This window comes from Halapricum hydrolyticum, assembly GCF_025517535.1.
In the GTDB taxonomy this organism is placed as follows: Archaea; Halobacteriota; Halobacteria; order Halobacteriales; family Haloarculaceae; genus Halapricum; species Halapricum hydrolyticum.
The window spans coordinates 16,493-42,354 of the sequence record NZ_JAOPKC010000002.1; the positions used below are offsets into that span (position 1 = coordinate 16,493).

A 25,862-nucleotide genomic window follows, 5' to 3' on the forward strand; every position below is an offset into this window, starting at 1 on the left:
CACAAGGGTTAATTTTCTGTCCTGGCAAAAAACGATATTGATGGAGTTATCAGTACTCACAGCGGCATCTGAGGCCAGTATCACACTGTCCGCTGTACCGACCATCGGCATCGAGCTGGATCAAACGGCGCTCACCGTGATCGGTATCCTCCTGATCTTGATTCTCCTCATGGGGTCGGGATTCTTTTCATCGTCGGAGATTGCGATGTTCTCCCTGTCGACTCACCAGATCGACGCGATGGTTGAGCATGGCAAGCGTGGCGCACGGGCAGTCAAATCCCTCAAAGAGGATCCCCACCGCTTGCTCGTGACGATTCTGGTGGGGAACAACCTCGTCAACATCACGATGTCCTCTATTTCGACCACCGTCGTCGGCTTCTATTTCGACGCGAGCACGGCAGTACTCGTCTCCTCACTCGGTATCACGTCGATGGTTCTGCTGTTCGGTGAGAGTGCACCCAAGTCCTACGCTGTCGATAACACCGAGACATGGGCACGAACCGTCGCTCCCCTGTTGCGAATCGTCGGCAAAGTGCTGTGGCCGCTCATCACTTTGTTCTACTATCTGACGAGGCTCGTCAACAAAGTCACCCCCGGCAGCTCGTCACTCGAATCGTCGTACATCAGCCGCGACGAGATCCGGAATATGATCAAGACAGGCGAGCGGGAGGGCATCCTCGACGAGGAAGAATATCAGATGATCCAGCGCACCCTTCGGTTCCAGAACACCACCGCAAAGGAAGTGATGACCCCCCGCCTCGACGTCGAGGCCATCTCCACAGACGCGACTGTCGAGGAAGCCATCGAGGAATGTATGCAGTCGGGGCACGCCCGTCTGCCGGTCTACAAAGAGTCGCTGGACAACGTGATCGGCGTCTTTGACCTCCGTGACGTAGACCGAGACTCCGACTCTGACGCCACTGATCTTGAGGTAGGGGACGTGGCCAGTCCGACGCTTCATATCCCCGAGTCCAAAAACGTCGACGAACTTCTGCTGGAGATGCGTGAGAACCGGATGCAGATGGTCATCGTCGTCGACGAGTTCGGTGCCACCGAGGGCCTCATCACCATCGAGGACATCGTCGAAGAAATTATCGGCGAGATACTGGAGGGTGACGAGGACCACCCGATCGAGTTCGTTGACGACACAGAGGTACTGGTCCAGGGCGAGGTTAACATCCACGAGGTCAACGAGGCCCTCGACATCGACCTCCCCGAAGGCGAAGAGTTCGAGACTATCGCTGGTTTCATCTTCAACCGTGCTGGCCGTCTCGTCGAGCAGGGCGAGGAGTTCGACTATGAGAACGTCACGCTGCGAGTCGAACAGGTGTAAGACACCCGCATTCGGAAAGCCCGCGTGACCGTTAACACCGTCGACGCAGCCGACGGTTCAGCTGGTGGGGACGAAACCAATTGATCGGTGGCATCTCGGCGGCTGAGGCTGTCACCTCGCAGGGGACGAACCGTGCAATTGTCGGTACGCTCCCCCCACAGATGGAAGCCGACACTTCGAGAGGGATTGGCAAAGTCATTAGGGGATCGGTGCACGTATTCTCACACACCGAGTAATGTACGACGATATCCTCCTTCCGTTCGACGGTAGCGAGGGCGCCGCCGGGGTACTCCATCACGCCGCCGAACTCGCCCACTGGTATGACGCGACGATCCAGGTACTCTACGTCGCCGACACGGCCCGCGACAGCGTCACCGTCGTCGACGGCGAAACCGTCGATGTCCTCGCCCGGCAGGGTGAGGACATCGTCGACGAGGCTGCGAAAACGCTGGATACGCTCGGGGCGTCGTATACCACCGACGTCGTCCAGGGCAATCCGGCTCCGACGATCATCGAGTACGCGGAGCAGTACGGCCTCGATCTGGTCGTGATGCCGACTCACGGCCGCGAGGGGCTCTCCCGATACCTCATCGGAAGCGTCTCCGAGAAGGTCGTCCGACTCTCTCCGGTTCCTGTTCTCACAGTTCGTATGCAGCCCGATGAGACGCTCGAGTTCCCCTACGAGAACATCCTCATCCCGACGGACGGGAGTCCCGCGGCGACGTACGCTGCCGAACAGACCCTCTCACTCGCGGCATCGCTCGATGCGACCGTGCACGTTCTTTCTGTTGTGGACGACACCGCACTCGGACTGGGCGTCCGGTCGACGATGTCTGGCAAAGAAAGCGAGGAGGCTGCGACTGATGCCGTCGACACCGTCGTTTCGGAGGCCGAGACGCGGGGCGTGACGAACACTGTCGGTCATATCGAACACGGAAAGCCTGTCGAGGAGATCCTCGACTGCATCGAATCGAATGACATACACGCCGTCGGGATGGGAACGACAGGTCGACGTGGCACCGATCGAATCCTGCTCGGAAGTGTTGCGGAAAAGACCGTGCGCTCGGCACCGGTCCCCGTCATGACTATCGCGAAATCCGAATGAATTTATCAGTACGAATAGGCTCGGGCACTATCTTGATTCAGCGAGAGAATCGCGCCGTTCACGGCGCGGAGGATGTCACTCAGCGAGATACTCGTCTACGAGGAACGGCTCGTCCTCGCCCTCGACCGCGAGCACGTCCAGCGCGGTCACGACGGCGCCGACGCCGAGCAGCCCCGACAGGCTGGGTTCGGTCCGGCCCTCGTCGCCCGAGACGAGTTCCTTCACGTACAGCCCCCCTTCGCCGTCGAGTTCGATCGTCGCGTGGGTCTCGTCGTCGCGTTCGCCCTCGATCTCGTAGACCTCGCGCGTGCGGTCGATATCGGCTCGGCGGTGGTCGACGCGCTGGGGCGTCCGCTGGGTGATCGTCGCGCCCCGGAGCGTGTCCAGCGCCGCCTGCAGATCCGCCTCGGTCACGGGCTCGTCGAACTCCACGGCCATGCGGTAGGTCTTGGCGGCGTCGTGTTCCTTGACGCGCTTGACCATCTCGTAGGTCGGGATCGCGAGATCGGTCACCTCGACCTTGCCCTCGGCGTAGTCGTTGATCGCCTCCTGTAGCCGGTCGGGATCGACCTCGCGAGTGTGGGGATCCTCGACCTCGATGACGAACGGCCGGCCCGTTCCGAGCATGAGGGCGTCGACGTCCTCCCGTCCCGCACCGTGAAAGGTCGCCGACTCGCCATCGTAGGCCTCGACGACCGGCGGCGCGGTCAGCTGCTCGACGCTCTCGTCGTACCGGAAGCCCGTCCCGTCACAGCCCGGACACTCCGCGCCGCGTTTCAGGCCGGTCCCGCCACACTCGTTGCAGGGCCACTTCGTCTGGGGGATGTCGCGTTCGAGCTTCTTGTAGCGGCCGTAGACGAACGCGGAGTTGACCTGCAACTCGACCTCGTCGGTGCCGAGATCGAGCAGCAACTGGACGTCCGGACGCTCGAAGTCGACCTCGGCGTCGACTTGCCGCCCGAAGCGCTTGCCGACCTCGCGGTTGAGCTCGGCCTTTAGCGGCTCGCCGGCGTCTTCGGGGAGTCCGACGTCTTCCCGAAGGAGCACGTCGTTCTCCTCGAGCATCGGCGGGACGCGCGTCCCGGCCTGATAGGTATCGAAGTCGTACCCGGCGACGGCCCGTACCGCGCGGTCGGCCCACGTATCGATCCGGTTCGATTCGCCCTCACAGACCCAGCAGTCCTCGGGCTCCTCGTAGGGTTCGTCGTCTTCGAGTGCGACGGTGGTCCGCAGCGCGCGCCCGCGCTCGGCGTTGGCGAGCCCGAAACTCCGGTCGGCGACCAGCCGACCGAGACAGGCGTCACAGACGGGACCGGTCGCCAGCGCGTCGCGTGCGATTTCCAGGACGGTCATTGTCCCGTATTCGCCCGTCTGGACCTAATTCCCTTTCGAGTCGCCACTGGCGGGTGGTCTCTTGTCGTCGCTACCAGCAACATCGACCGACGCTGGAGACGACGCGGTGAACGCTGTTCGACGGATAGCGCCCCCTCCCCTCCAGAATCGGGGACGTATCGCCCGAAATCGGCGTACAGAGACGGCGCAGCGGTTGCCAGCAACTGTCCCCATAAACAGGCCCAGCCCGTCGGTTCCAGTAATGACACAACGAGAGACTCGGATGTCGAGACGAGCGTATCTCGCAGGCACGGCGGCAGCGACGACCGGACTCGCGGGCTGTTCTGTCCTCGGCGGGAGCGGCGGCGAACTGACGGTGGCGTACATGCCGATCTTCCCCGATCTGCAGTACTTCGTGATGGACGAGCAGGGCTACTTCGATGACGTCGACCGGACAGTCGTCGGCGAGGAGTTCACCGACGGGCCGTCGATCGTCAAAGCCTACGCCGGCGGGGACATCGACGTCGCGATGTTCGGCGTGGTCCCGGCGATGATCGTCATCGACCGTGGGCTGCCGGCGAAGGTGACGGCGACGAACATCAAAGAGCCGATGGCGATCCTGGCTCGCGAGGAACTCGGATCGCTGTGGGACGAACACGGCAGCGACGCCTTCGCCGTCTGGGAGGAGCAGCGTGGCGAACCGTTCCGGTTCGGAACCTTCCCGCAGGGCTCGGTGCCCGACATCCTGCTGCGCTACTGGCTCGATCAGGAAGGGGTCGATCCCGAGAGTGACGTCGAGATCATCGAGATAAACGGCGCGAACGCCGTCTGGCAGGCCATCGCGAACGACGAGATCGACGGTACGTCGATCATGGAACCGGTGCCGACCCGCGTCGCCGAGGAGTCGATCCCCTACGAAACCTTCAGGACGGCCGATCAGATCATGCCCGGCCAGCCGGCGGCCGTGACGCTGATGAGCGACGAGGTACGGGACAGCGACGTTGCGACGCAGTTCCTCGACGCTCACGTTCGGGCGACCGAATACATCCAGGAAAACCCAGAACCGACGGCCGGGATCGTCGAGGACGGGATCGGACTGGACGCCGATCAGGCGCTGTCGGCACTTCAGGGACCGCTGTCGAACTTCGTCACCGATCCCCGTGAGATCGAGAACGGGACTGAGATCTTCTCGGAGTTCGCCGCCCGAACGGGCAAACTCGACCAGCAGCTGTCGCTCGAAGAGATATTCGATTACAGCGTCTACGACGCGCTCTAACCATGGCGACTGACGTCAGCAACGAACTCGATCGGGCCGACAACGTCGGGCGGATCGTGGACTCGCTGGACTCCAGGCGAGTGCTGCTGGGAGCGCTCGGACTGGTGGGGTTCGTCGGCCTGTGGTGGGCCGGCTCGACCGCACAGCCGGAGTACATCCTCCCCTCACCGCTTGCGGTCGGCCTGGCCGCCCAGTCGGAACTCGCGTCCGGAACGATGCAGGCGGCGCTTTTCAACAGCGTCCTCCACTGGCTGCCGGGGACGGTCGTCGGGACGACGCTGGGGATCGCGACCGGCGTCGCCCTGGGGTGGAGTCGGTTCCTCGACGAGGCACTGACCCCGATCGTTCGCGTGCTTCGACCCGTGCCCCCGCTGGCGCTGATCGGCTTCGCGATCGCGTGGTTCGGGATCGGCCACGCCGGCGCGGCCTTCATCATCGCGATCGGCGCGTTCTGGATCAACTTCTACGCCGCCTACGGTGGCGTCGAAGGCGTCTCTGAGGATCTCCTCGACGTCGCACGTAGCCTCGGCGTCCAGCGTCAGCTCGGTCTGATCCGGACGGTCGTCCTCCCGGCCTCGCTGCCCGAGATCACGACCGGTATCCGGACGGGGATCGGCCGGTGCTGGATGCTCGTCGTCGCGGCGGAGATCTTCGGCGCGCCGGGGATCGGACGACAGATCTTCCGCGCGTCGAACTCGCTGCAGGTCGACCGCGTGATCGCATATATCCTCGTGTTGAGCGTCATGTTTCTGCTCGTCGATACCGCGTTCCGCGTGGTCCAGCGGAGGGTCCTGGCATGGCGATAGAGTCGACCGCGGACCGCGTCACGGTCGAGGACGTGTCGATGGTCTACGATGGGTCGAACGGTCCCGTCGAGGCGCTACGAGAGATATCCTTCGACGTCGACCCCGGCGAGTTCGTGACGATCGTCGGCCCTTCGGGCTGTGGGAAGACGACGCTGTTCCGGATCATCGCCGGATTGCAGACGCCCACCGATGGAGAGGTTCGGCTGGACGGCGAGCCGATCGACGGCCCCGGACCGGAGCTGGGGATCGTCTTCCAGGAGTATCACCTCTTCCCGTGGCGGACGGTCGCGGGCAACGTCGGGTTCGGACTCGAACAGAACGGGACGCCGGCTCCCGAGCGCCGCGAGCGCGTGCAGGACCTGTTGGAACTGGTCGGGCTCGAAGGGTTCGCCGACAGCTACCCGAAGGACCTCTCCGGCGGGATGAAACAGCGCGTCGCGCTCGCCCGCGCGCTGGCGCCCGATCCCGACCTGCTACTCATGGACGAACCGTTCGGGGCCGTCGACGCCCAGACCAAGACGATGCTCCAGGAAGAGCTACTCGACATCTGGGACGCGACCGGAAAGACCGTGCTGTTCGTCACCCACGACATCGAGGAGGCGGTCAAACTCGGCGACAGAGTCGTCGTGATGGACAGGGAACCGGGACGCGTCCAGGAGATTCTCGACGTCGATCTCGGCCGCCCGCGCTCGCGCTCGGATCGCGCGTTCGGTAGCTACTACGAGGAGATCCTCGATCGGATCGGATAGGGTCTCGGGAGAATCGAGAGGGTGGCTCGGTGAAAACGCCTCGTCACACGGGGCTCAGTGGGGGTAACTGCTCGTCATCGCCACCATGGTATAGTATACGTCCCCCCTGGAAAAACTCGTCTATCGAACGCCGACGAAGGCGACTCGGCGATACTCCCTGGATATCGCCGAAAAGCGTCCAGGCACTGGTTTCGGCGACTCCTCAGCCCACCCACTTCCACAGAAGTAACAGTTACAAATATATATTTGTAAATATATATTATTTACCCGAACATCGATCGATGTCGTCCCGATATTCGGCGATTAGAATACTCTTTTGGATATATACGGGATTTACGCCGATGATATTCGATCGAATTGCCGCCGAGAATCGGTGTCGGTCATTTTCAGTAATATAGTCTATTTTGACCACGTATATGGGCCTTTGATGGCATATTCTTGCTTCACAGGCCGACCTATCGACATCGCCCAGATATTAGTCATACTATCGTTGTATCCCTATATTTTAAATTTTTCTGTTATTTATTCTGGCCCGTACAGGGACAGCCGACGGGCGTACGTCGCGGCTCGCGGAAGCTGCCAGCGTATACGCCCACCGTGTCCTGGAGCAGAGTAGTCAGTTCTCACAGTGCTCAGACCGCCTTCGAGAGTGGAATCACTCGTGGCCGAACACCGGGACCGGCTGATACGGTGCTTCCAGATACTCCACTTCGGAGTCGCTCAGGTCGATCTCGAGCGCTTCGACGGCAGCTTCGAGGTGTTCGATGCTCGACGTCCCGACGATGGGAGCGTCGACGTTCTCGTTCTGGAAGTGCCAGGCCAGCGCGATCTGTGCCATCGAGACACCCTTCTCGTCGGCGAGTTCCTGGACGCGGCCGTTGATCTCTTCGCTCGCGGGCCCCTCGTGATACGGAGTCCCGTAGTCGATTTCGTGTTCCCCACGCGCCGTCTCGGTAAACTCCTCGTGTGGGCGGGTGAGATAGCCGGCAGCCAGCGGCGACCACGGCAGTACGCCGATGTCTTCCCGGTTACAGACGGGGTACATCTCGCGCTCTTCCTCGCGATACGTGAGGTGATAGAGGTTCTGCATCGTCTCGAACCGGGTCAGCCCCTCGCGATCGGCGAGGTGGAGCGCCCGCTGGAACTGATGAGCCCACATCGAGGAGGCCCCGATGTGGCGGACCTGGCCACGCCGGACGGCGTCGTCGAGCGCGCGCAGCGTCGTCTCGATTGGCGTATCGTAGTCCCAGCGGTGGATCTGGTAGAGGTCGACCGTTTCCATGCCCAGGCGGTCGAGAGAGTGCTCGAGCTCCTGCTCGATCGTCTTCCGCGAGAGTCCCGTCGCGTTGCGGTGGTCGTTGGCTGCGGCGAAGCGGACCTTCGTAGCGACGACCTGCTCGTCGCGGTCGTATTCCGCGAGCACGTCGCCGAGAATCTCCTCGCTCTCGCCCGACGAATACGTATTCGCGGTGTCGAAGAAGTTGATTCCGAGGTCGATGGCCCGTTCGACGAGTTCGCGACCTTCGTCCGCGTCCAGCATCCAGTCGTCCTGACTGCCGAAACTCATGCAACCGAGGCAGATCTTTGAGACCTCCATCCCGGTCGATCCGAGTGTGGTGTACTCCATTACGGGACGGGGAAACGATGGGGCAATTTATATAAGTAACGACTATTTTCGAAAGCAGAATAATAATATATCCACTCACAGGGGGGAGCCTGCGTTGTGTCCGGCCAACCGCCTCGTACCGTCTGTGAAATCGGCATACTCGGAACGATCCGGCTTCACAGAATTATCGAGGCGGATGCCACGGGGCTTGACCCCAGGCGGTTGACAGCGACCCGTATCACTCCGGACCGGTCGGGAAGTAGAACTCGTGTTCGGACTCGGTCTCGAAGCGGTCGAGGACTTCACGCAACGGTCGTGCGTACCGCGAGAGGTCCTCGGCACGCTGGGTGACCTCGTTGAGTTCGGCCGCCTGTTCCTCGGCCGCTCCCGCGACGTTCTCCGCTTCGGCCATCGTTTCCTCACTCAGATCAACGACCTGATTGAGCATCGTTGCGATCTCTTCGATCCGATCGAGTGATTCTCCGAAGTCGACGTCGTTCTCGGCCGCGAACGTCTCGAGATCGGTGGCGATCTGGTCCATCGTACCCGAGATCTCCTGTAAGCGTTCCTTCTGGTCGTAAGCGTCGTCAGAGATCTTCTGGATGGAATCGGCCACCTGCTCGGAGGCATCCCGGACGCTCTCTGAGGAGGTCTGGACGACCTCACCAGCCGTTTCGACTTCGTCGGCGAAGCTCTTGAGCTGCCCCGTCGTCTTCTCCAGTTCGTCGATCATCTCGTTGAACTCCTCTGCGATGCGATCCATCGCCTCGTTTTCCCCATCGGCCTCCATCCGCCGGGTCAGATCTCCGGCAGCACACTGCTGCATGATCTCGGCGTACTCGTCGGCCGTCTCCTGGAGGTGATTGGACATCTCCATCGCTTCGGCCCGGGAGACCTCCGCCTCCTTGCGCGCCTGCTCGGCTTCTTGGATCTGCTGTTGCAAGGCGTCACGCATGTTCGCGAAGCCGTCGTAGAGACGGCCGATGTTGTCGATCCGGCTGGAGGAGAAATCGACCTCGAGGTCGCCCTCTTCCATCTTTTCGGCTTTGCCAGTGAGCCGATCGATCGAGCGTGCAGTGTTCCGTCCGAGAGCGGCTCCGAACAGGCCGATCAGAAGTATTCCCACGCCCGTCGCGATCAGCGCCTGGTCGGCGACTGACTGAACCTCACCGTAAGCCGCTTTCGTGTTCGAGTGGATCATGACGACCCACCCAGTTCCGGGCACCTGGGCGTACCCGACCGCGTACTCTCTGTTCGCGAGCTCGTATGTCGATTCGTGCCGAGAGAGGATTCCGCTGGCGGGCCCGGCAACACTGCTCCCTGGATTCGCGGGTCCCTGTGACCGTGCAGTTGCGGGGATCCCGTTCCCTTCGTCGTACTGGCGATACAGCATGTCGTCGTTTCCGTACTGCTCGAAGAGGACCCGTTCGTCCCCGTCCAGCTTGCTCGTGACCATCGTGACACCGGTCGTAGCCGAGCCGTTGGATGCACCGTCTACGGCGGTCTGTCCCCGAAGATTCCCGGTGAACGTTTTGACAGGGACAGTGTAGACCAGTACGTGATCCGGGTCCCCGGGGACCGTAGACACGTAGCCCACCCTGACAGTCCCCTCCTCCCTGAGGAACGTACTGTTGAACGCTTCCGTCCGCACCGTCTGGATGCTGAAATCTCCCAGTGAGGGGCGAACTCGCTCGACTCCCGCGCTGAGTCCGGAATCGATCGCTTCGAGCGACGTGTCGTTGACGAACCGACTGTCGCTACTCGCAGTAATCTCGCCGGTCGTCGTATTCACGTAGTGGAGGAACGGTGGGCTATCTCCGCCCTGTGGAAGTCGCTTCTGTTGTTCCTGTTGCAGGTAGTTACTGATCGTCGGCACGGAGCCGTCCCTGACCGCTGGTGAGCGCGCGTAGATGCGAACGGTCCCGAAGTTCGTCCGATTCCAGTCTGCGAGTTCAGTGGCATGCTGGGTCGCCAGCGTCGCAAGTTTCTCGTCGACTTCGTCCTGGAACTCCGATTTGAGTTGTTCGGAACCGACGACGCCGACAGCTCCGACTGTCAATCCCAGAACGACCAGTACGATGGCGAACTTCAGTGTGAAACTCCGCCGGACGAACCGGGGGACGACCGACTGTACTGGACCAGTATCTCGATCGCGCGGTTCAGTCTCGTCCTCGGGCGAATCACTGGGCATGCCTGAATCCCCCCCGAGTACTCGGTTCGGTAGGCCCAACGACGCTCCTGGGGCGGACTCCATACTGCCGGCTATGACAGAACATTGCCGGATTGATCGTGTGCTACTATATAAAAGTATTTCTATTTATTAGAAGATTATATTCAGGTACTTCTATTTTCTGGACCGCCACCGTGCCACCAGATCCAGTGTGTGACCGATCCACCAGGGGTTCGCCCGGGTCTCGTGGACTGTCAGTATCACTCCTGGAACCTACTAGTACATAGCTTTTTGGCAATCAAATACGTAATAGTGGTTAATGAGCAAAAGCGACAGCTGTAGTGGTGATCAGGTCGCCGAGCATCTTCGCCGGCACGTTCTTGCACCGATGGTCCGGGCAGCGGACGTCGTGGCGTCCGAGCGCGAGGAGGTCCAGGCCGAGATCGACGCGTTTCAGTCGTTTGTCGATCGCGTTTCGGAACTGGAGCCGACACGGCCCGCGAGCGGAGCCCCCGCTTCGCGGTCGCTGTCCCACGCCGACAGAGTCGACACGAGTTCTCAACTGCGAACCGCGTTCGAGGAGACGGTGCTGTCTATCGAGCATTTCGACCGCGTCTACGACGAATCGCTGACCGAACATGTCGCTGCCGAACTCTCTCCACAGCTAACGCCCGTGTTCGAGTCGAGCCAAGTAGCGTTCACTGAAGTCTACAGACAAGCCCTCCACGAGGCCGTCCGGGAGGCCGTTGACAGTCGAGAACAGCTGGTGTCGGTGCTCGAATCCGAAGCGAGGTCGCTCGAGACAGCACAGGATCGGCTGCAGGACGTTCTCGATAGCGCGGGCACGTCCGGACGCCCGACCGTCCCCGCTGGCGACGAGCGGGAACGGCTCGACGAGATTTCCCGGGAGCGACAGGACGAGCTCCGGGCCCGGCCGCGGCTCGTCCGGCTCGACGGCCACGAATTCTGTGAGTACGTCTACGAGTCCGAGCGGTGGACCTACCCCGTGTTGACGGCTGTGGCCCGGCTCCGCGAGACCGTCGTGGAGTGACGTATCGAGACGGTCTGTTTCTAGTGATCGGCGCGCTGTCCGTTCACGGCTTCTCCGTATCGTCTTTGCTGTGCAAGTACGCGCCCAGGCCGAGCAGACCGGCCAGCGTCGCCAGCATCCCGAATCCCGGGCCGTCGCCCGATCCGGTCGTCGTTTCGGGTGCGGTCGTCTTCGATTGCTGTTGGGGTGACGCGGTCGTCTCGACTGTGGTGGTTTCCGGGGCCTGTGTCGTCGACGAACCACTGCCAGTCGCTCTGAACGCCATCCAGTCGAAGTTCCAGCCCCCGCCCTCGGAGACGACACGTATCACGTGCTCGCCCGCGGACAGCGTGACGTCCTCGGCACCAGTGACGGTCTGGTAGGCGGTCCAGCTGCCCGTGTTCGGGACGTCGATGCTGCCGGTGACGTTCTCGCCGTCGACTTCCACGCGGAGCGGGCCGCCGCCCTCCGCGGAGGCGACGGCCACCTCGACGTCGTAGGTACCGCTGGACTCGACGGTCACGGAGTACTCGAGCCACTCGCCCTCCTCGATCCAGCCGAGCGTGTAGTTGCCGCCACTGCCACCGATGTCGACGGGTGCGTCCCGGTAGTCGGCGCCTCCCTGATTGGTGTCGGTCGTTTCGTGGAAGGAGACCCCTTCGCCGCCGGTATCGAAGTGTTCGGCTTCGATCTTCCCGGGAACCGTCGCACGCTCCTCGAAGGGGGACTGCGTCGCCGCTTCGGCGATGGTCGCTACCGTGATCGTGGCCGGCTCGGAGTGGTTTCCGGCGCCGTCGACCGTACGAACGCCGAGCGTGTAGGTCGTTCCCGGATCCAGGTCCGTCACGGAGACGGCGGTCTCGTCCACTTCAGTGTAGTGCTCACCGTCGACAGAGACGAGATACGAGTCGACGCCGCTCCCCTCGCCGACGTCACTGGCGGCGTTCCAGGAGAGGTCGATCGAGGTTTTCGTCTTCGTCGGTGACTGGAGTCCGTCCGGGGCCGTCGGTGGAGCCGTATCCTCGCTTTCAGTCGTCACGTCGACGCGTGCGCGCTCCGATTCGTTCTCGAACGGGTCGACAGCCGCGACCTCAATCTCGTACGCCGTGTCCCGGTCCAGTCCCTCGATGCGCACGCCGGGCGTACCGACCGTCGTGTGTTCGTCCCCGTCGACGTAGACCGCGTAGTACTGAACCAGAGAGTCGTCCGTGGATTCGTCCCAGTCGAGCTCGACTGCCCAGCTGTTGGTGAGCGTGGTCGAAAGGTTCCCGGGCGTCGTCGGCGGCGACGTGTCGGGTTCGTAGTGTTCGGCCGACTGGGCGACCACGACTTCCCCGGCGGGGACGGTCAGTTCCATCCCGTCGGAGAACGTGACCGTCTGCTCGGCCGAATCGGCGTTGAACGCGGCGTAGGTCCGTCGGTCGCCGTCCTCGAAGACCTGATAGAACGGCGTGTCCGCGACTACGCTGGTGTCGACGAGACCGGCGTCGTTCAGGAAGTGCACGTAGTTGTAGATGAACGGCGTCGAGTTTCCGCCGGGCTCGATCGGCAGGGAGTCCGCCATGATCGCGGCCGCGTCCGACGGGTTCGACAGGGCGCGATACCCCCAGGCGGCCGGCTCCCAGCCGCCGAGGAACTCGCTGGTGGGGTCGTCGACGTCCATGTGGCGGTCCCTGGCGGCGAGCATCGACGACCAGTTCGACTGTGCGTACCGCAGGTCGTGGCCGAGATAGAACGAATGCCCGCCGATCGGCAGCCAGTTGATCCCGAAGGTCTCGATCGGATCCGCGGGCGACCACCAGAGGTGTCGCCAGTAGCCGCCGCCCCAGACCGCCGAGGCGTACTCGAAGTCCGGCCCGGCACTCTCGAACGTGGACACTTCCTGACCCCAGTCGTCGGGGAGAGAATCACCCTCGGGGTCGAACCAGTAGTCCCACACTGCGGTCGTCTCCTGCGTGTAGAGGAAGATGCCGGCGTCACGCAACTCCCGGTTGCCGGTCATCTCGCCCCAGCGGATCATCGCCGCGTACGCCATCACCGCCTCCGAGGAGGACTCCTGGTTGTTCCCCTTCGGGTTCCCGACGGTCCCGCCGGCCCAGGAGTGGCCGCCGTAGACGTCGAAGTTGCGCAGGAACGGGAAGGCGTTCTCCGGGTCGCCCGCCGGGTCGAGGTCGGCGTCGCGGTCCGGGCGCTCCCAGTTCGCGTAGTCCCTGACGACGCGTTCGACCATGCCGCCCCAGTTGTCGGAACTGGCCCAGTCGGGCTGCTGCCGGGCGGCCTCGGCCGCGGCGTACACCAGGTAGCCGTAGTGGAAGTGGTGGTCGGTGATATACTCGACCGACCCGAAGTCCGTGGGGTACTCGAACAGCGATCCGAGTTCGTCGTCGTAGTAGAACAGCTCCTGGCCGGATTCGGTTCCAAGAGCGGTGTCGCCGGCCGTCAGCCAGCCTTCGAGCCGATCGGTGATCGCGCTCAGGAAGTAGTCGCGTTCGGCCGTCTGGCCGGTCCGGTCGGCGAGCGCGGCCGCGGTGCTGTTGCGGTAGAAGTCCTTGCCCACCCAGTACGCACTGGTGGGGACGTCGAAGACGTACCGGTCGTAGTCTTCTCTGAGCCGAGTCACGTACGACCGGAGGCTGTCCATGTCCTGTGTGCCCTCTGTCGGCGTGAACGGCAGGATGCCTCTGTAGGTGTGTGTCGTCGTGAACGACTCGCCGGCCGCGACCCGCATCTCGCCCCGGACCGACCAGTAGGTGCGGTCCGTCAACTCGGACTCGGCGTACTTCCACTGGTGGGGGAATAGTGCCGTCAGGGTCCCGTCGGCCCCGCTCTCGGGTTTCGCCTCGGTGGTGAACGAGTAGGTGGTGCGAACCTCGGAGACCGGCGTCCCGTCCCCGTCAGACTCGACGTACTCCCAGTCGATTTCCGTTCCGCGGACGACGTTGTATGCGTACGCCTCGAACTGATCGAGCAGTTCGGTCGTCGCCTCCGGAAGGATCGCGACCGTGAGGTAGTCGCTCTCACCGAGATCCGACGTCACCGTCGACGTGCCGGACCACGACGCCCCGTCGGGGCCAAAGACGCCGAAGTGTTTCGTGTAGCCGTTGGCCGTGACGGAGACGCCGAGGACGTTCCCGCGGTCGGCCCACACCGAGACCTGCGAATCGTCGACCGGCCCGTCGTCAGTCGAGAACGTCAGCTCCGCGCCCCCGCCGTTGTACTCGGCGAAGAACAGCGGGAGCCCGCGCGCGACGGTCACGTCCATGCGTTCGTACATCCCCGCGCCCCAGCTGGCCTGGACGTGCCAGTCGCCCCAGTCGTTCACGCGCGCCTCGTCGAACTCCTCGACGGCAGTGTGTCCGATCGTGACGCCCGGCGTGTCAGCAGCGTCGGCGAGAACCGTGTCCTGCTCGGCCGGATCCCCGTCCCAGTCGGTCGGGTACCTGACGGTGAACCCGCGTGGGCCGGCCTCGCCGTGGTAGGGGTCTCCGATGACCGGGCCCGCGCTGTAGGTCCCGAACAACAGCCCGCTCCACCAGTCGTTGGTCGGAATCGGCGGGGAGACGTTCTCGGTCACGTAGGTCGGGTCCGGTGGAGAGGGGTAATCGTATCCCCCGGGGATGGCCGTCGTAAAGCTTCCCGCACCCACGTGTTCGACGTCGTCTTCGTCGATTTCGGCTGTCGTGACGCCTGTCCCGACACCGGCGATACCCGTCACCCCGACGCCCTGAACGAAGGTCCGTCGCGGAAGACTCACTGATGGCTGCTTTTGGTCTGACATAGTTGTGTTCTGAATACGGCCCGACGAACCGGACGCGAGCGGAATCACTACACCCAACGTCTTGGCGGAGTACGCACCACTAACGCCGCTGTGTCCGGCGACGGACCGATTGGTCGTCGATATATGCCCCTGGAACTTGATAACTTTGTAAGGAAAAATGTGTTTTACCCACTACTGGAAACATATCCGACATACGTCCTCGAAACACCGTCGACCACCACGTATTTGAGAGTCGGTAGAGAGGTATAGTATATGCCAGAGGAGAACGATCAGCGACCGGGTAGCCGAGAGCGACTCGATCCAGAACAGCTCACGGCGGCACTGTCTTCGGACGACCCTACGACGAGACGTGAAGCGATCGATGACTTCGGAGCGCTCGCTCGGACAGACCCCGACGCGGCCACGGATCACGTCGGTGCAGTGGCCGGTCGACTGGCCGACGAGAGCCTCGTCGTGGCACGCGGTGCGGCCGAGGCACTGGTAGCGATCGCGAAAGAACGTCCCGACGCTCTCGTCGACCATCTCGACGCGATCGTCGAGTCGTTGTCGGCAGACGCCATCGATCTGTCGCTGGCCGGGGCCAAATTACTCGCACCCCTTGCGGTCGAGCACCCGGATGCCCTCGGGGAGTCCGCCGACAGACTCCTCGAAATCCTCGCTGCGGACGACGTGCCGACCCCCGAGACAGCGGTTCCGGAAAGCATCGACCGAAGCGAGGCTCGCCAGCTCGTCCAGAACGTCCAGCAGGAAACGCTCGAACGACGGCAGTACGTCAGACGGACGGCAGCGAACGCACTCGTCGCCGTCGTGGAATCCGATCCGGCTTCCGTGACGGACGTCTCCGCCCTCGAGACGCTCCTCGACGACACTGATCCCGGAGTCGTCGGCCCCGCTCTCGATACGCTAGGCGTCATCGCAGAATCCGACTCCACGATCGTCCGTCCGGCGCTGGATTCGATCCTCGACTGCCTCGATCACGAGAACAGAACTGTGCGCGCACGCGCAGTGCGGACGCTCGGATACCTGGGCGAGGAGGCGGCAGTTCCTGCGCTCAGAGATGTCGCCGCCGAAGACGACGAGAAAGTCAGCGAACTGGCCGCCGAGACGGCTGCCTTTCTCTCCGACCAGTAACTGGATTTCAGTCCATCGCTCGTTTCGTGCAGTACCAGTAGGCCGATCCGAAGACGACCAGACAGAGAGCGACGATGATCGCGTCGATGACGGCGATGGCGTATCCCGCAGTGTCGTTCTCCAGGAGCAGTAGCGGGAAGGCGAGCAACAGCCCCATGACGATGACCACCGTCAGCACTAGCGGCATCTTGTCTCTCTGGCTACAGATGGCGTCGAGGACGGCTTCACCTACAGTCATGGATTCGTGTTCTCACAGACCGCTAAATAACTTGGCGATGGGAGTGTCCTGAGGACAGTCAGTCTTCGATCTCCGGGCTGTCCCAGTATTCGTGATCCTCGTCGGACCGGAAGCAGGCGACGAGGTGACGGTCACCGTGGGTCTCCAGTTCCGGCTGTTCCTTCGGGCAGGCCGTTCTGGCCTTCGGACACCGTGTATGGAACCGACAGCCGCTCGGTGGGTTGATCGGATCGGGGATGTCGATCTTGCGCATGGGTGGCTCGCCTGCCTCTGTGGCGTCCAGTGCGAGGTTCGGTGTCGCCCATCGCAGTACCTCGGTGTAGGGATGTTGCGGCTCGCTGATCAGACGCTCTGCCGGGCCAACTTCGACCAGGTTACCGAGATACATGACTCCCACACGGCCGTCGCCATGCTCGGCGAAGTAGCGCGCGTTCGAGAGGTCGTGCGAGACGAACACGAACGAGGTGTTGAAGTCGTCCTGCAGGTCGAGCATCAGGTCCATCATCTCGACGCGAAGCGAGACGTCGAGTGCGCTGATCGCCTCGTCGGCCAGGATGACGTCGGGGTTCATCAGGAGCGCCCGCGAGAGTGCGACACGCTGTTTCTCGCCTCCGCTGAGCTGGTGTGGGTAGCGGTCCGCGAAGTCGTGTGCGGGCGTCATCCCGACGCGCTCCAGCAGCGAGTAGATCCGCTCACGCCGTTCGCCGGCGCTCACGCCGGGATGTGTCAGTCTGATCGGTTCGGACAGAATCTCGACGATCCGTCGGTTCGGATTGAGCGAGCTTCCGGGGTCCTGGTGGATGATCTGCAGCGACGAGCGGATCTCGTCGAACGACAGGTCGGTGTTCCCGGCTTTCGTCTCCCAGATGTCCCGGCCGCGGTACTTTACGGATCCGCCGGTCGGACGCTGGAGCCCGATCATCGTCTTCCCGAGCGTGGTCTTTCCACACCCGCTCTCTCCGACGAGCACGAGAACGTCGTTCTCTTGGATATCGAGGGAAACGCCGTCGACTGCTCTGACGACGTCCGGCTCTTCGAAGAGATCCAGCAGACCCTGTTCTTTCTCGAAGTGTACCTCGACGTTCTCCAGGGAGATCAGGGGCTCGTCGGCGCTGTCGGTGCTGTCGTCGGTCCCTGCCGTCGCGTCTGGTCGGCTCATCGACTATCACCTCCCTTGGAGACACCGATCTCGTCGGCACCGGCGAAGTTGAGTGCGATCTCCGCTCTGGCCTGTTCCCAGTGGTGGCAGGCGACGGAGTGTTCGTCCTCGATCAGCTGGAACTCCGGATCGAAGGCGGTACACTCCTCGGACGCGAGCGGACATCGATCGGCGTAGGAACAGCCGTCCGGGACGTTGACGGGTGCTGGACTCTTTCCCGGGATGGGTTTCATGTCTTCGAGCGGGGCGTCGATGTTCGGTGTCGAGTTGAGCAGCGCCCGCGTGTAGGGATGCCCGGACTGACCGATGATCTGGTCTCGCGGCCCGGCTTCGACGAGCTCGAAGGCGTACAGCACCGCCATCCTGTCGGCCAGCGACGCGACCAGCGGCAGGTCGTGCGTGATGAACACCATCGTCACCTCGTACTTTTCTTTGAGGTCCTCGAGCAACATCAGGATCGACCGCTGCATCAACAGGTCCAGTGCGGCCGTCGGCTCGTCCATGACGAGCACTTCCGGCTCCAGGAGCATACTCAGGGCGATGAGCGCACGCTGTTGCATCCCGCCGCTGAGTTCGTGGGGATACGAGTCGAGGACGCGCTCGGGATCGAGGTAGAGGTCAGAGAGAAGTTGCCGCGCGAAGTCCATCCCCTCGGAGACGTCCTCGTCGTGTGCTCGGAGGGTGTCCTTGAAGTGACTCCCGACTTTCATTGTCGGGTTGAACGAGCTCATCGCACCCTGGAACACCATCGACACGTCTGCCCAGCGGTAGGATCTGAGCTCTTCGTCACTCAGGTTTAACACGTCGATTGTCGTGTCTTCGTCCGGGTGGTAGAGGATCTCCCCGGAGAGTCGCCCCGGGGCCGGAATGGCGTCGAGCATCGCCGAGGCGAGCATCGACTTGCCGCTCCCGCTCTCGCCGACCACACCGACGATCTCGTCGCGTTCGATCGAGAAGGTGACGTCGTTCAGGACGTGGGTGTCTCCGCCGTCGTAGGTGACACTCGCGTTCTTTATCTCCAGTATCGGGTCTTCGACTTCGTCTGCTCCAGTCAGCTGTTGGCTTTCGATAGTCATCTAGAGCACCTCCGTGGTCCTCGAGTCGCCTTCTTCCGCAGTCGATTCGGACTCCCCTGCCAGCCGAGTCCGGACACGGGGGTTGAACACCCGGTCCATGCCCTGTCCCAGCAGGATCAACGAGAGGGAGATCCCCATGATGGCGATCATCGGGAAGATGAGCCAGTGTGCGGCCTGCCACGTGAACAGCGCACCGCCGCTGTAGGCGTAGTTCAGCGTGACGCCCCAGTTCTGGGTCGAGAAGGGCAACACGCCCAGGAAGAACAGCCCGATGGACGCGAACACGACGTACCGGGCTGCGAAGACGAAGTTCACCGTCACGTACGGCATCAGGTTCGGGATGACGTCTTTCAGCAGGATACGCGGCGTGCTCATACCCATCGTCCGGGAGGCCTCCACGTAGTTGTCCTCGCGGATCGTCAGGACCTGCGAGCGCAACGATCGTCCGAGACCGGCCCAGTAGTTGACGTTGATGAGGATCCCGAGGACGATCGGGTTCTTGGGGTTGAACGTCACGGCGAGGATGATCACCAGCGGGAGACCGGGGATGGCCATCATCACGTCCGAGAACGACATGAGGACTCGATCGACCATTCCGCCCTTGTATCCGGCCAGCGTCCCGATGATCACGGCGATCACCGTCGCCCAGAGACCACCGGCGATGATCATCAGCAGGACGTCAGGCGTGGAGTGAATGATCAGCGACAGCAAGTCCACGCCCGACATCGTCGTCCCGAGCGGGTAATCCAGGCTCTGGAACGCCGTTTCGAGGCGTGGCGCCTGGTTCGTCGAGGGTGCACGGTAGAGGTCGAAGACCGCGACGAACGCCATCGCGATGTAGACACTCATGATAAGCAGCCCGATACGCGTGCGCCCGTCCGACCAGGCGACCAGCGCTGGCTTCCGGATCCGCTCCTCGAAATACTCGCTGAGTCTGTCCCGAAGCGTCACCTCCGGTGATTCGCTGCTCGCGCTTCGCCAGTTGACGTTCTCCTGTTTCTCGGCTTCAGTAGGCATCGGACTCACCCTGGCTGATTCGTGGGTCGATCTTGCTGTAGGTCAGGTCCGCGATGTAGACGCCGATCACCAGTGCGACTGTGATGACCAGGAACGTCCCCATCATCAGGGGGTAATCGTTGGACTCGAGCGCGGACCACAGGTAGTACCCGAGCCCGGGATAGGAGAATATCTGTTCGAGAATCACGGTACCGCCGAGGCGGAAGCCAAGCAGCAGGAGGAACCCGGTGTACAAGGGGAGAATCGCGTTCCGGGCGACGTACCACGTCGCGATTCGTCGATCAGCCAGCCCGCGGAGTCGGGCCACCTCCACGTAGTCGTTGCCCAGCACCTGGATGCTGTTGCCGCGCATCGCGAGTGCCTGTCCGCCGATACCGCCGATGGTGTAGGAGAAGATCGGGAGCGCGGCGTGTTCGAGGGCGCTCACCAAAAACTCCAGCGTCAGCCCGGGCTCGACGTCAGTCCCGTGCGTCCCGGCGGTCGGGAACCACTGGAACTGGTAGGCCAGGATGAACAGAGCGAGTACGGCGATCACGTAGAACGGGATGGACATCAGGCTGATCGAGAGAGCCGAGATGGCTTTGTCGAACCGGGAGCCTTCCCAGTACGCCTGGATCGCGCCGAGCAAGATTCCGAACAGGAAGATGAGGACCGTCGAGACGAGGACGATGAAGACGGTCCAGGGAACTGCCTCCGCGACGACCTGCGCGACGGGTTTCCCGAGCGAGATTGACTCGCCGAAGTCGCCTTGCATGGCCGAGAGCATGTAATCGATGTACTGCCTCCAGAGCGGTGCGTCCGGCTGGATGTTCTGGAGGTTGGCGATGCGCGCATCCACTTCCGAGGCGGGCACGCCCTGCCTGAGCAGTCTGACGCGAAGCTGTGTGAACGGTCCACCTGGAAGGAGTCGAATCAACCCGAACGTAAGGCTAGTAACTATGAATACGGTTGCGAACACCCTGGCCGTTCGGCGAATATAATAATTTCCCATAATCGTGATTTCGAATAGTGCTATATATTTTTGTTGGTATGAGCGGCTGTTCTCCGATCGTCAATCCTAGTTCCCTTCAGCGGTTAGCTTGCCGACGCGCGGCAGCCACTGGGTGGCCCACTTGACGCCGAGCGCGGGATCGTCTTCCGACGGGGCACTGAAGTCCTGACTGCTGATCCACGTCTGCTCTTGCTTCTCGGTAACGCCCAGGAAGGGCAGCGTCTGGTTGTGGTGCCACGCCACCCGACGGATGACCTCGGTCACCTCGTCTTCGTCGGTCATAGTCGCGACTTGCTTGATCTCTTCGAGCGGGCTGATCGTCATCTCGCCGGAGCCGTCCATCGCGGGGATAGTCTTCTCTCCGGTCGGGAATTCGTGTCCGCCGTCGATGTCGGGGCACTGCATCTCCCAGCGGAGCGGATAGAAGGGGAACGACGACCGTGCGCCGCCGGGCAGCCAGTAGAACGCACCAAGCGCGAAGTTGTTCTCGACATACCCACCGAAGTAGTCACCCATCGGCTTCGAGTCGATCTCCAGGTCGAACCCGAAGGAGTTCAGCTGGTCGACGACGGTGTTGGTCGCCGTCGTCCAGTCGGTCCACCCTGCCGGTGTAACGTACGTCGCACTGATCGCGTTTCCGTCGCTGTCCTGCCACGTGCCGCCGCTCTTGCTGTAGCCGGCGTCGCGAAGCAGGTCGGCGGCCTTCTGGTCCTGCGTCGAGGACTTCCCGTACGACTCGAAGTTGTCCATGTCGTCACCGAGCCACCCCTCCTGGTCGCCGGCCGCGATACCGGTAACCACGTCGGGAGCCACCTTCGTCCGCGGACCGGCGTTCCCGGCGACTGCCTCCCGGTTGACGACGTGTGCGACCGCTTTGCGGACGTTCAGCTTGCCGAAGTGTTCGTGATCGTGGTTGAACACGATACCGTACCCCCACTTCGCGGGCGTGTTGATCTCCTGCGTGTGACCTGGCATGCTGTTGGCGATGTTCGGTGGAGCGAACAGGCTGTACATGCCATCGAGTTCCCCACCCATCAGCCCCTGCTGGAGCGAGGTGTTGTCAGAGCGGTTCAGCAACTGGATGCGGGTGAAGTTCACGTTGTCCGCGTTGTAGTACTCCTCGTTGCGCGTGAGCTCCCAGGACTGCTTGTCCTTGGAATCGAAACTGAACGAGCCGTTGGCGACGACGTCTTCCTCCCACGCGAACTCCTGGTACGCAGAGGCTTCCTTGTCGAGGAATTCCTTGTAGACTGGGTGGTAGGCGAAGATGCGGTCTCCCTGGGACCCGATCGCGTGTTTGAGCAGGAGGGGGTTCGTCTCCTCTTTGAGCTGGAAGACGACGGTCTTCTCGTCTTCGCCCTCTTCGACGCTGTCGGCGAAGTCCCAGATTGCCGCCCCTGTCTTCTTCTGCAACCGGAACTGTGTCAGGAGGTCACGTGCGGTAACCGGCTCCCCGGTGTCCCAGTTGAGGTCCTCTCGGATCTTGAGTGTGAACGTCGTGCCGTCGACGGACCAGTCCTCGAGTCCCGCCATCCCGAACTCCTTCGTCTCGAAGTTGTAGGACACGAACCGCTCGAAGACGTGTGACCCGGGGATGACGTCGTAGTTCTGTGTCGCGTCCGGATTGAGGTGCATGTTCGCGGGAACACCGTTGTTCGTCGCGCCGACGAACGCGGTGTCGTACACCGTCGAACCACCGTTGCCGTTGCCGTTGCCGTTACCGTTGCCGTTGCCGTTGCCGTTACCGTTACCGTTGCCGTCGTCGCTTCCGCCGCCACAGCCCGCAAGCGCGGCTGCTCCAGACACTCCTGTAAGACGAATGAATTGTCTACGATTCACTAGGTCACCGTATCCGCTGCTGTCGTTCGACATAGTTCGTGCACAAAGGGCACCCGATACATAATAAATCCTTTGGTAAATTAGCAATGAGTATACATCACATGGTACCTCGATCCCGGAACAGCGAGGACACGAGTATCGCGACATCCTCGCGAGAAACATCGGACGGTGTCGACCGACTACTCCGTTGATTCTGGGGAAAAGGTTAACAATGAGAATACAGAATTCGAAGCAATGTCCGCAGATGATCCTCGGCGACCAGACAGGCGAGAGTTCGTCAAGGCGGCCGTCGCGATCGGTGGGACGAGTGCGCTGACGGCGTGTCTCGAGCGCGAACGCCGGAAACTACAGACGGAGACGGCGTCCGACGAAATCGAGTTCCCTCGCGGGAGTCCGAAGACTGTCCCGACAGGACAACACCGCTGGGGCGAGTTCCTCGTCCGCGATGCGCACGGTAACACTGTCCCGCCCCAGCAACTGGTCGTGCTCGGACTCCGCTACGAGGGGTCGGGACGGCCGACGACGGACCAGCGAGAACAGGTCGACGATGCACTGGGAACGCTCGAACGGGCGTTCCAGTGGGGGACCGGCGGCGACGCCGGCGCGGCGTTCAACCGGGGACTGCTGTTCACGCTGGCGTACAGCCCGAGCTACTTCCAGACCGTGGGCGACGTTCCCGACTCGCTGGTCCCGCAGTCCGAACTGGTGGCGGCCGTCGATGAAGACCCGGCCAGCGCCGACACCTACGACGCGATCATGCTACTCGCAAGCGACGTCGGCGCAGTCGTCCTCGCCGCCGAAGCGGCACTGTTCGGCCGGACCGAGACGGTCAATGGACTGGCAGTGGAGGCGACCTTCGAAGGTGTCTTCTCCCGGGCTGGCCGCCACACCGGATTCATCGGCAAAGGGATGCCGGCCGACAGGCTCGACGAGGACCGGATCCCGGAGGACGCACCGCTCTCGATGGGATTCAAGTCCGGCTTCCGTGACAACCTTCCCAGCGAGGACAGGGTCACGATCCCGGACGGACCGTTCGCCGGCGGGACCACCGTCGCTTCCTCGACGCTCACCATCGACCTCGATCGCTGGTACGACCAGTCCCACCGCGAACGGGTCGCGGAGATGTTCTGTCCCGCACACGATCCCGAGGCAGTCGGTGAGACGGGAGCGAAACTCGGCGCCGATAGCGGCGTCACCGAGGATCACGCCGAATCAGTCTCCGAACACGCAGCCGAATACGGGCGCGTCGGTCACGCCCAGAAAACTGCCCGGGCACGCGACGAGGACTTCGAGCCGACGATCCTCCGGCGGACAGAGGGAATCGCGACGGACGTCGCCGACGGCGTGGGCTTCCAGTTTAACTCCATCCAGGCGCACGTCGAGGATTTCATCGAGACGCGCCGGACGATGAATCCGGACGAGTACGACGACGACGTCGCCCCCGAAAACCACGGCATCGCCGATTACCTCGACACGGAGCGCCGCGGCATCTACCTGGCCCCGCCCCGGAGCGACTGGGCCCTCCCGGAGGTGTAACCGATGGGGCGCTACGCACTCCTCGTCGGCCTGGTAGCGCTCGTCGCGCTCGCCGGTTGCGTCGGCGGGTCGGGCCTCCTCGGAACGGACGCCGACTCCGAACCGGCCAGGCTCGCTTTCGAGGACGTTACCGAAGACGTCGGTCTCACCTACGAGGCCGACGGGACCGGCGTCGGGAACGGCAACTCGGGCGTCTACACCGCTGACACCGACGACGACGGGTGGACCGACGTGCTCGCGCTCGGCGGCGATCGGCCCGTTCTGTTCTCCAATGAGCGGGGAACGTTCGAGCGCTCGGGTGCCCTCCCGACCCTCGACAGACGGTTCAAAAGCGCCGCGTTCGTCGACGTCGAGGGCGACGGCTGGATCGATCTGCTGCTGTTCGCGCACGACGGCACGGTCGTCTCGCTGCGCAACGACGCGGGACAGTTCGAGCGGGCCGACTACGAACTGGATGACCTCACCTACCCGCTCGGTGCGGCCGCCGCCGACTACGACGACGACGGTGACACCGACCTGTTCGTCTACCAGTCCGGCGCCTGGAGCGAGCACAAACCCGTGGGATACCTCCGGCCAGACAGTTCGATCACGACGGACAACGGCAACCCGAACGTCCTCTACGAGAACGTCGGCGGCACGTACGAACGCGTCACCGCTACCTCCATCGAGGGCGCTCACTGGAGTCTGGCAGCGAGCTTCACCGACCTGACCGGTGACGGCCGGCCGGACATCCACGTCGCCAACGACTACAACAACGACACGCTCTACCTGAACCGCGGTGGCTCCTTCGAACGGCGTGAACTCGCCGGCTCGACCGCACGGAACGGGATGGCCTCCGAGACGGCCGACCTGACCGGTGATGGGCGCCAGGACGTCTTCGTCACGAACATCTGGTTCCCGGATCTCCAGGCGAACATATCAGAGGAGCGCTACGAGCGAATCAAGCGCCTCCTCGAACACGTCATCCACTCCGGCCGCACGAAGGGAAACACCCTCCTCGTCGGCCAGTCGAACGGAACGCTGCGTGACCGGGCGGACGAACTCGGCGTCCGTCACGGCGGGTGGGGCTGGGCCGCGGCTGCGACGGACTTCGACAACGACGGCGACCGCGACCTGGTTCACACGACCCAGAACGTCATTCGGGTCGACAGGGACGATCCAGTCTACACGCGTCCGATGGTCTTCCAGCGGGACGGCGAGCGGTTCTCACGGGTCAGCAAGGACGTCAACGGCATGAGAGAGACGAACGGACGCGGAATGGCGAGCCTCGACTTCGACAACGACGGCGCCCGGGAACTCGTTGTCGCGACGTACGACAGCGAGTTCGCCGTCTACGATAACGCCGCCACAGACGGACGGCGGAGTATCCAGTTCCGTGCCACCACGGAGAGTGGAGCAACCGCACTCGGAGCCGTCGTGACTGTCACGGCTGGGGACGCCGAGTGGACCGTCCACCAGTCGAGCAACACCGATTTCCTCTCGCAGGACTCCCGGATCGAACACCTCGGTGTCGGTGACGCGAAGGCGGTTACAGTCCACGTCGAGTGGCCCGACGGGACCGAACAGCGGTTCGAAGACGTGGCTACGAACCGGCGAGTTCGGCTGACGAAATCCGGTCTCGTCGGTCTTCGGGATCTCGACGGCCCGCGAGAGTGAAGCGTGAAACACGCAAAGTTTTAAATATAGAGTA

The 25,862-nt window shown here is 62.8% G+C and carries 18 protein-coding genes and 1 pseudogene; 9 read left to right on the forward strand and 10 right to left on the reverse strand.

The genetic code is table 11. From position 1 onward, the window contains the following. Positions 1 to 40: 40 nt before the first annotated feature. A pseudogene (locus OB916_RS03100) lies at positions 41 to 1,417 on the forward strand (hemolysin family protein). A gap of 151 nt (positions 1,418 to 1,568) precedes the next feature. After that, positions 1,569 to 2,438 (forward strand): universal stress protein, encoded by an 870-nt coding sequence (locus OB916_RS03105; protein ID WP_315907822.1) that lies wholly within the window; start codon positions 1,569 to 1,571, stop codon positions 2,436 to 2,438. Between the two features lie 75 nt (positions 2,439 to 2,513). Here OB916_RS03105 and OB916_RS03110 read toward each other — a convergent pair whose 3' ends face one another. Beyond that, on the reverse strand, positions 2,514 to 3,791 hold the full coding sequence (locus tag OB916_RS03110; RefSeq protein WP_315907823.1) for a tRNA pseudouridine(54/55) synthase Pus10: 1,278 nt from the start codon (positions 3,789 to 3,791) through the stop codon (positions 2,514 to 2,516). 241 nt (positions 3,792 to 4,032) lie between these two features. On the opposite strand from OB916_RS03110, the gene OB916_RS03115 reads away from it, so the two are divergent. Genes OB916_RS03115 through OB916_RS03125 form a run of 3 tightly spaced genes read left to right on the forward strand, consistent with a single transcriptional unit; the run spans position 4,033 to position 6,601 of the window. Then, positions 4,033 to 5,046, forward strand: a complete 1,014-nt coding sequence (locus OB916_RS03115) for an ABC transporter substrate-binding protein (RefSeq protein WP_315907824.1) — start codon at positions 4,033 to 4,035, stop codon at positions 5,044 to 5,046. 2 nt (positions 5,047 to 5,048) lie between these two features. After that, entirely contained in the window at positions 5,049 to 5,852 is an 804-nt protein-coding gene (locus OB916_RS03120; RefSeq protein WP_315907825.1) for an ABC transporter permease, read from the forward strand. Continuing rightward, the gene (locus tag OB916_RS03125) at positions 5,843 to 6,601 is read left to right on the forward strand and encodes an ABC transporter ATP-binding protein (RefSeq protein WP_315907826.1); all 759 of its coding nucleotides are present in this window, start codon (positions 5,843 to 5,845) and stop codon (positions 6,599 to 6,601) included. The genes OB916_RS03120 and OB916_RS03125 overlap by 10 nt, the downstream gene beginning before the upstream one ends. Positions 6,602 to 7,256: 655 nt before the next feature. Here OB916_RS03125 and OB916_RS03130 read toward each other — a convergent pair. Next, positions 7,257 to 8,228 carry an aldo/keto reductase gene (locus tag OB916_RS03130; protein WP_315907827.1) on the reverse strand — a complete coding sequence of 324 codons (972 nt, stop codon included), beginning with the start codon at positions 8,226 to 8,228 and terminating at the stop codon, positions 7,257 to 7,259. 217 nt (positions 8,229 to 8,445) lie between these two features. After that, positions 8,446 to 10,398: a methyl-accepting chemotaxis protein gene (locus OB916_RS03135; protein WP_315907828.1), complete on the reverse strand. Its 1,953-nt coding sequence runs from the start codon at positions 10,396 to 10,398 to the stop codon at positions 8,446 to 8,448. 298 nt (positions 10,399 to 10,696) lie between these two features. On the opposite strand from OB916_RS03135, the gene OB916_RS03140 reads away from it, so the two are divergent. Beyond that, positions 10,697 to 11,428, forward strand: a complete 732-nt coding sequence (locus OB916_RS03140; RefSeq protein ID WP_315907829.1) for a DUF7260 family protein — start codon at positions 10,697 to 10,699, stop codon at positions 11,426 to 11,428. 43 nt (positions 11,429 to 11,471) lie between these two features. Here OB916_RS03140 and OB916_RS03145 read toward each other — a convergent pair whose 3' ends face one another. Further along, a complete protein-coding gene (locus OB916_RS03145) occupies positions 11,472 to 15,161 on the reverse strand; it encodes a glycosyl hydrolase (protein WP_315907830.1) in 3,690 nt (1,229 codons plus the stop codon). A 276-nt stretch (positions 15,162 to 15,437) separates the two neighbouring features. Between OB916_RS03145 and OB916_RS03150 the strand changes: the two genes are divergently transcribed. After that, positions 15,438 to 16,316 (forward strand): HEAT repeat domain-containing protein, encoded by an 879-nt coding sequence (locus OB916_RS03150; protein ID WP_315907831.1) that lies wholly within the window; start codon positions 15,438 to 15,440, stop codon positions 16,314 to 16,316. Positions 16,317 to 16,323: 7 nt separating this feature from the next. Here OB916_RS03150 and OB916_RS03155 read toward each other — a convergent pair whose 3' ends face one another. The 6 genes from OB916_RS03155 to OB916_RS03180 form a co-directional block, all read right to left on the reverse strand. Further along, positions 16,324 to 16,554, reverse strand: a complete 231-nt coding sequence (locus OB916_RS03155) for a hypothetical protein (RefSeq protein ID WP_315907832.1) — start codon at positions 16,552 to 16,554, stop codon at positions 16,324 to 16,326. Between the two features lie 58 nt (positions 16,555 to 16,612). After that, entirely contained in the window at positions 16,613 to 17,713 is a 1,101-nt protein-coding gene (locus OB916_RS03160) for an oligopeptide/dipeptide ABC transporter ATP-binding protein (RefSeq protein WP_315907833.1), read from the reverse strand. Further along, positions 17,710 to 18,789: an ABC transporter ATP-binding protein gene (locus OB916_RS03165; protein WP_315907834.1), complete on the reverse strand. Its 1,080-nt coding sequence runs from the start codon at positions 18,787 to 18,789 to the stop codon at positions 17,710 to 17,712. The genes OB916_RS03160 and OB916_RS03165 overlap by 4 nt, the downstream gene beginning before the upstream one ends. Beyond that, the gene (locus tag OB916_RS03170) at positions 18,790 to 19,806 is read right to left on the reverse strand and encodes an ABC transporter permease (RefSeq protein ID WP_315907835.1); all 1,017 of its coding nucleotides are present in this window, start codon (positions 19,804 to 19,806) and stop codon (positions 18,790 to 18,792) included. Further along, positions 19,796 to 20,797 carry an ABC transporter permease gene (locus tag OB916_RS03175; RefSeq protein ID WP_315907836.1) on the reverse strand — a complete coding sequence of 334 codons (1,002 nt, stop codon included), beginning with the start codon at positions 20,795 to 20,797 and terminating at the stop codon, positions 19,796 to 19,798. The genes OB916_RS03170 and OB916_RS03175 overlap by 11 nt, the downstream gene beginning before the upstream one ends. Before the next feature lie 66 nt (positions 20,798 to 20,863). Next, entirely contained in the window at positions 20,864 to 22,603 is a 1,740-nt protein-coding gene (locus tag OB916_RS03180) for an ABC transporter substrate-binding protein (protein WP_315907837.1), read from the reverse strand. A gap of 267 nt (positions 22,604 to 22,870) precedes the next feature. Between OB916_RS03180 and OB916_RS03185 the strand changes: the two genes are divergently transcribed. Continuing rightward, positions 22,871 to 24,172 carry a DUF7405 family protein gene (locus OB916_RS03185; protein ID WP_315907838.1) on the forward strand — a complete coding sequence of 434 codons (1,302 nt, stop codon included), beginning with the start codon at positions 22,871 to 22,873 and terminating at the stop codon, positions 24,170 to 24,172. Positions 24,173 to 24,175: 3 nt separating this feature from the next. Next, positions 24,176 to 25,828: a CRTAC1 family protein gene (locus tag OB916_RS03190; RefSeq protein WP_315907839.1), complete on the forward strand. Its 1,653-nt coding sequence runs from the start codon at positions 24,176 to 24,178 to the stop codon at positions 25,826 to 25,828. The last annotated feature ends 34 nt before the right edge of the window (positions 25,829 to 25,862 follow it).